Annotated in this window: 9 protein-coding genes and 1 pseudogene; 8 read left to right on the top strand and 2 right to left on the bottom strand. The window is 44.1% G+C overall.

What is annotated here, in order from left to right:
- Positions 1–722: 722 nt before the first annotated feature.
- From ACJHWT_RS22130 to ACJHWT_RS22120, 3 genes and pseudogenes are all read left to right on the top strand, one after another.
- A pseudogene (locus ACJHWT_RS22130) lies at positions 723–875 on the top strand (DUF5431 family protein); the annotation flags it as partial.
- A complete protein-coding gene (locus tag ACJHWT_RS22125; RefSeq protein ID WP_223170659.1) occupies positions 820–942 on the top strand; it encodes a type I toxin-antitoxin system Hok family toxin in 123 nt (40 codons plus the stop codon). The pseudogene ACJHWT_RS22130 and the gene ACJHWT_RS22125, both read left to right, overlap by 56 nt.
- A 149-nt stretch (positions 943–1091) precedes the next feature.
- The gene (locus ACJHWT_RS22120; protein ID WP_000125165.1) at positions 1092–1688 is read left to right on the top strand and encodes a ProQ/FINO family protein; all 597 of its coding nucleotides are present in this window, start codon (positions 1092–1094) and stop codon (positions 1686–1688) included.
- A gap of 17 nt (positions 1689–1705) precedes the next feature.
- Here ACJHWT_RS22120 and ACJHWT_RS22115 read toward each other — a convergent pair whose 3' ends face one another.
- Together ACJHWT_RS22115 and ACJHWT_RS22110 are read right to left on the bottom strand one after the other, a co-directional pair.
- Entirely contained in the window at positions 1706–1990 is a 285-nt protein-coding gene (locus tag ACJHWT_RS22115; RefSeq protein ID WP_001162371.1) for a hypothetical protein, read from the bottom strand.
- A 73-nt stretch (positions 1991–2063) separates the two neighbouring features.
- The gene (locus tag ACJHWT_RS22110) at positions 2064–2729 is read right to left on the bottom strand and encodes a division plane positioning ATPase MipZ (protein WP_000532148.1); all 666 of its coding nucleotides are present in this window, start codon (positions 2727–2729) and stop codon (positions 2064–2066) included.
- A gap of 588 nt (positions 2730–3317) precedes the next feature.
- Here ACJHWT_RS22110 and ACJHWT_RS22105 point away from each other — a divergent pair.
- The 5 genes from ACJHWT_RS22105 to ACJHWT_RS22085 all read left to right on the top strand — a co-directional run bounded on the left by ACJHWT_RS22105 (position 3318) and on the right by ACJHWT_RS22085 (position 5702).
- Positions 3318–3647: a hypothetical protein gene (locus tag ACJHWT_RS22105; protein WP_000855119.1), complete on the top strand. Its 330-nt coding sequence runs from the start codon at positions 3318–3320 to the stop codon at positions 3645–3647.
- Between the two features lie 403 nt (positions 3648–4050).
- A complete protein-coding gene (locus ACJHWT_RS22100; protein WP_001025393.1) occupies positions 4051–4566 on the top strand; it encodes a J domain-containing protein in 516 nt (171 codons plus the stop codon).
- Between the two features lie 103 nt (positions 4567–4669).
- On the top strand, positions 4670–5212 hold the full coding sequence (locus tag ACJHWT_RS22095) for a hypothetical protein (RefSeq protein ID WP_001083904.1): 543 nt from the start codon (positions 4670–4672) through the stop codon (positions 5210–5212).
- A complete protein-coding gene (locus tag ACJHWT_RS22090) occupies positions 5209–5463 on the top strand; it encodes a hypothetical protein (RefSeq protein ID WP_001230709.1) in 255 nt (84 codons plus the stop codon). Before ACJHWT_RS22095 ends, ACJHWT_RS22090 begins: the two co-directional genes overlap by 4 nt.
- On the top strand, positions 5460–5702 hold the full coding sequence (locus ACJHWT_RS22085; RefSeq protein WP_000151456.1) for a hypothetical protein: 243 nt from the start codon (positions 5460–5462) through the stop codon (positions 5700–5702). The genes ACJHWT_RS22090 and ACJHWT_RS22085 overlap by 4 nt, the downstream gene beginning before the upstream one ends.
- Positions 5703–6000 lie beyond the last annotated feature (298 nt).

The raw sequence follows: 6000 nt of genomic DNA, 5'->3' as shown, positions 1-6000 counted from the left end.
AGTCAGGCCGCCCGTTGAAGCAGGAACCAGAGGCTGAGCAATCAGCCGTCACCCACTAATGGGAATCCCCCTCCTGAGTCACGAAGTGCGAAGGTGGGGGAGGATGTCAATCCAGGCACAAACTAAATTTAACGTTTCGTTAACTACAAAGAAATCCGATGAGTTAATCACTTGCGAAATAAAAATCATATAGTAAATTACTATATGATTTTGCGTTGTTTCGGAGAATTAAAAAATGCCTTTGATTGAATACATCAACAAGTTCTATCGGGGGAATCAGGCATCGTTCGCCAGGCTGACCGGAGTTCAACCTGCGCAGGTAACACAGTGGATCAACAAAGGATTCATCGTGGTGAATCACACACTGTATAGTCCACGCCGAAAGCTGGGAATTTAATTCCTGGTCAATATTTGACATCCTCCACGCCCTGAAGGACGGGGATATAAGGCGCACTGTATCCTGTTGTCTGGCAGAAAAAAGAAAGCCCCGTAGTTAATTTTTCATTAACCCACGAGGCGATCCCAATGCTTCAACAACACCAGGATAGACTTTTACCGCCCTTTACGCAATACCATGTATTTTCAAGTTTCTGGTCGATATATAATGTTGTTGGCGCTTGAGGCTTTCTGCCTCATGGCGAAAAGGTGGTTTGTATCTTGTTGTGCGGCAGAAAGAAGAAAGCCCCGTAGTTAATTTTTCATTAACCCACGAGGCGATCCCAATGCTTGAACAACATCAGGATAGCCTCTTACCGCGCGTTACGCAAGGAGAAGAAGGCCATGAAACTACCGGGAAACGCCCTTATCTGGTGCGTATTAATCGTGTGCTGCACGTTGTTAATATTCACACTCCTGACCCGGAATCGCCTGTGCGAAATCCGGCTGAAGGACGGATACAGGGAGGTTACGGCAAGCATGGCTTACGAATCCGGCGGTAAGTAGCAACCCGGAGGCGGGCGAAAGCCCGCCTTTTTGGGGATGATGTGGTTCTGGCATTAAGCGCCTTTACAAAGGGGGTATTCTGTACGGATACCCCCTTTTTCCATGTATTTTCAGGATATTAACTGGTGAATATGGTATAATTAGTCAATATGACAGCAATTATTGAGGCGAGTATGCAGCCCAAAAAAACACCCGTGATTGTGGTCAAAAAACGCCGCGTTCTGGTCATGCCAGAAAATCCTGTGGTGAATGAAAAGCCGCAGGAAGTACAAAAATCAGCAGTTAATGAAAACAAGAAAGTACAGAAGAAAGATGCTGTAGCAGAGAAAACACGTAAAAAGCAGCCTCAGCCCTGGTATTTGAAAAAACAAATCACTTTTCCCCCAAAATATCCGAAAGAATATTTTGAAAAGTGTTTCAATAAAGTTCGTGCTGTTTTTCCTGAACTATGGACAGACGAAAAAAAGAACTTGCCCCTGAAAAGCGGGATTCTCCAGGACGTTGAGAAATACCTGGCGGATAACCCGGATGTGGATCTGACGATTGAAGAGTGGAATTGTGCGGTTCAGGTGATGACGTTCCGGTGGCAATATCTTCAGAATTGTACTGTACCAGGCGCAACACGTTACGACCTTTACGGGAAACCTGCTGGTACAGTAAAAAAAGCACACGCAACTTATGCGCAACTGGTTCTCGATGCCCGTAAGAAAGCCAGCGAGAAGAAACAATTAAAACGTAAGGGATAAAGCCCCGAAGGGCTTTATCATTTCAGCCTGGCTGACTGTAGAATCCAGTGATTTTTTCCGTTTTCGTCCAGGCCGTGTTCGTAAGCTGCAAGAGCCGCTTTCATTATTGCTGTTTTTGTCTGGCCTGTTCGCAGTGCTTCCCGTTCCAGAATATCTTCGTAAACGTCCCCAAGCCGGACATTGGTCACTTTAGTTGCTCCCGATTTTTTGCGGGTAGCTTCATTGATGAATCGGGCTGTGTCTGCATTGGTTTGTTCTGTTTTTTGTCCTGGTATTACCGGAGTTTTCAAGTCAAGAGCCATTATATCACCTTTCGTGTGTTACATTAGCTTTACTGTGTAAAGTTAATGATGTAAAGCTGTCGTATTACATCCATTAGGGATTGATGCCTAACTCTTGCGCCAAAAGCTCTATTTGTGCTTTAGCTGTAGAAAGGCTGGATGCGCGACGTACATCATGAACGCCAGCGCCTTCATTACAGGCCGCTTCAAAAATATCTAAATCTGAAATACGTGTACGAAGTGGCTGTATCCACACCGGGTTCTCCCGGAGTAACTTGTCGAGATCAATCGCTGCTTTTCTGTGGCGTGGTTTTGTCGTGTTAATTCTCGTGAAAAGTACCCAGGGTTGCAGGTCTGGATTGATCTGTTGAGCTGTGCGAACTTTTTCTGTTACATGAGTCAGCGTTTCTGCTTCGAAATCTGAAGACGGCTTAACGAGAGTAAGCAGAATGTCAGCTACAGTTAAGGCACTGCGAAATTCCTTGCTGTCATGCCCTGGACAGTCAATGATCAGCACTTCACATATTTTTTTCAGGCGCTTAATGACTTCTGATACATCGCCATACTCTTCATAAACAGGAACCGGTAATAAGCCATTCTGCTTTCTTTTTTCGTTCCAGCTAAGAATATCATTGTTTTTATCGGTCTTCAGAATGATGACCGTTCGTGAATTATTTACCAGATAAGAAGCCAGGTTTGTTGCTGTGGTGCTTTTTCCTACACCGCCTTTATCTGATGCGACAAGTAATGCTCTCCCCATAGAAACCTCGGATATACAGTGTAAAGGTTTATTTGTCTTTACATTGTATTCATTATAGTTACGTTGTAAAGATGTTTGTGTCTTTACAATGTAATTGTTTTTTGCGCTTTACATTGTGTGTATGTTACAGGGTAACTTTTCAGGATGCGATTTTGCCTGGTGTGTTGTTGCGCCCGTAGCTCGCTGACGCTCACACGCGCAGTACAGCGCCCCGCCCTGCTGCAATGCACCAGGACGGCGTAAACTCGCTGGCGCTCGCGCTAACTGCGGCATTCTGCGGCGCAAATCAGCATGATCATGGCCTGTCAGTCCGTTGGGCTTTGCAGGGTGAAGGGATGGCCCTGTGCATCCTGGTATGTTCGTCAGCGGCTGCGCCGCGCTTCGGGGCGATGTGGCCCCGCTGCTCCCTGGTATTTTCTTTCGCCCCTTCTATCCGCTGACGCGGATTAAGAAATGAGCAAATCATCAAGTAAATTGCTGTTTTCAGGCAATAAATCTTGATAATACATCTAAATAGATGTATTATTATTTCATCGAAAGGGGATTGGCTCCTTTCCTTCTTAAGTCCAAACGGACAGGAGATTTAAAATGAAAACATTGACTTTTAATAACGGCACTGTTTCTGTTGGCGATGTGTTTGTATCTTCCTGGGGATATGAGCAAACGAACGTTAATTTCTACCAGGTTATTTCTGTTCATGGCAAAAAAACCGTAACTGTTCAGGAGATTCGCGCTTCAGTTCATCGGACTCATTCAATGAGCGGATATAAGACCCCATTACTTAATGATTTCTGTGGTGAGCCATTAAAACGGCGAGTGCGTGATTATTACAGTACGCCAGCAATTGAAATTGAGGAATTCGAAACAGCATATAAAGGATCACCGGAAGAAAAACACGAGTTCACATCATACTACTAAGAAAATAGTTGCAGGGGGTATCCCCTGCAACCATGTTAAAAATGTTAATAGTAGTAGTATTTACCCAGGGGGTTTTAGTATGAATGATGGGGTAAAACTCCGTCCTTCAGGGCGTGGAGAATGCCGGGCTAATGCAGCAATGTAATGTTGCGCCCGTAGCTCGCTGACGCTCACACACGCAGTACAGCGCCGCGCTTCGGGGCGATGTGGCCCCGCTGCTCCCTGGTATTTTCTTTCGCCCCTTCTATCCGCTGACGCGGATTAAGAAACGAGCAAATCATCAAGTAAATTGCTGTTTTCAGGAAATAAATCTTGATAATACATCTAAATAGATGTATTATTGTTTCATCGAAAGGGGATTGGCTCCTTTCCTTCTTAAGTCCAAACGGACAGGAGATTTAAAATGAATATCCAGGAAGCATTAAACGTTTTTGGATTATCCGGCGAATTAACTGAAAAAGATATCAAAGCAGCATACAGAAAAGCCGCTTTAAAATATCATCCAGATCGTAACCCGTTAGGGGCTGAACTGATGAAAGCGGTAAATGCAGCTTTTGATGTCTTGATGGCAAATATTGATAAAATAAATCAGTTCCAGAGCGCTGATGAACATGCACGATATAATTACGGTGATGACCTGGAAAAAGTATTAAACGTTCTTTCTGGTTTATCTGGTCTGGTATTTGAAGTGATAGGTAACTGGGTATGGATTAGTGGAGAAACTATTACACATAAGGAAACTTTAAAAGAAATCGGGTGTAAATGGGCGGCAAAGAAAAAACAATGGTTTTATCGTCCAGACGAACATAAAAGTTACTGGAATCGTGAAGAACACACGATAGAAGAAATCCGCGCAAAATACGGTACAACCGGACAGCGCAGGGCGACAGGGTGGCAACGCGTGGAAACCAGAGCGTAACCAGAACGGGGGCGAGAAGCCCCCGATATCATACCAGCCCGTCTTTTGGGGCATCGAACCCAAAAAGACGGGAACAGCAGCCACGTAGCAAAAAGGGAAACAGATGAACTCTTTTTTTGAACAATATCACCCTGTCTTTGAAGTTGTCTGCCGTATCCTGGGGAACGGCTGGCGCGTGAACAAACTTGATGATTGTCCGTCTCGTATAAAACTGACGTCACCGCAGTTTAAAAATTACTCTGTGCATATTCGGATGGAAAAAGACCGATTTTCTGTTGTGGGGAGTGTGGATAGTCGTTCCTGGAGTAGTCCGTATCATGTTTGTACGTTATCCAGGAAGCGGAATCCCGTTGATATAGCAGCCAATATCGAGCGAAAAATTTTGCTAAATGCTTCGCAGGAGGTGTTACAGGCGATTGAGTATGAGAAACGCCAGGCGGCAAAAAAGGACGAAATTCTGATCCTGAAAGGTATGTTATCGCAACTTGTCCAGCTTGAAAGCTGGTATGGGGCATTGACAGGCTTTAAAGCTGAAAATGGATTGAACGGTAAAGTCACCGAGCAGGGCGAGCGTTATGATTTGCAGATTAGGGGTTTGAGTATAGATCAACTTGTTAAAATTACAGGATATTTGAAACAGTTATGAGAAAAAACAAAGGGCGATTGACTTATTATCTTGAAGTGATTGATAAAAAATACCATTTTGTAAAAAAAATAAGCAGTTATTCAAAGGAGTTCACTGACGGAAAAACAAAAAGAACAAAGAGAACGTTAAGTGAGCTGGTTTTTAATGAAAGTGAGGTCGAGGCAATAGACTTTACAAAAAATGGTTTAAGACCTGTTGATAAGAATATTCTCTTAACTATGGTGAAAGAATATAAGGAGAGTGATGCATGACTATTGAAAATACACCGGAAAACATAAAGAAATTACGTAAAAAAATTGGCCTTACCCAGACAGAGTGCGGTGAGATTTTTGGCGTAGGCTTAAGTACATGGCAGAAAAAAGAAGCTAAAACCCACAACCAGCTTAATTTATCGAAAGGTGAATTTGAGTACCTGTTATTACTTGCAGGGGAGCACCCTGAATACGTCCTGCATAAAAAAGCTGAATCCCGCTCACCGGAGGAACCGTGAGCGAGAAGAAAAACACCACGACGCAGAAATCTAAGATATACAGTGTAAAGGTTTATTTGTCTTTACATTGTAATTGTTCTTTGTCTTTACACAGTGTGTGTTTGTAACAGGGCGACTTTACATAATTGCGATTTTGCCTGGTGTGTTGTTGCGCCCGTAGCTCGCTGACGCTCACACGCGCAGTACAGCGCCCCGCCCTGCTGCAATGCACCAGGACGGCGTGAACTCGCTGGCGCTCGCGCTAACTGCGGCATTCTGCGGCGCAAATCAGCATGATCATAGCCTGTTGGTCTGTTCT

Source organism: Escherichia sp. WS338, from assembly GCF_046486405.1.
Classification (GTDB): Bacteria; Pseudomonadota; Gammaproteobacteria; order Enterobacterales; family Enterobacteriaceae; genus Escherichia; species Escherichia coli.
The sequence above is the reverse complement of the archived record's forward strand: the minus strand, read 5'-3'. Positions and strand labels throughout refer to the sequence as shown.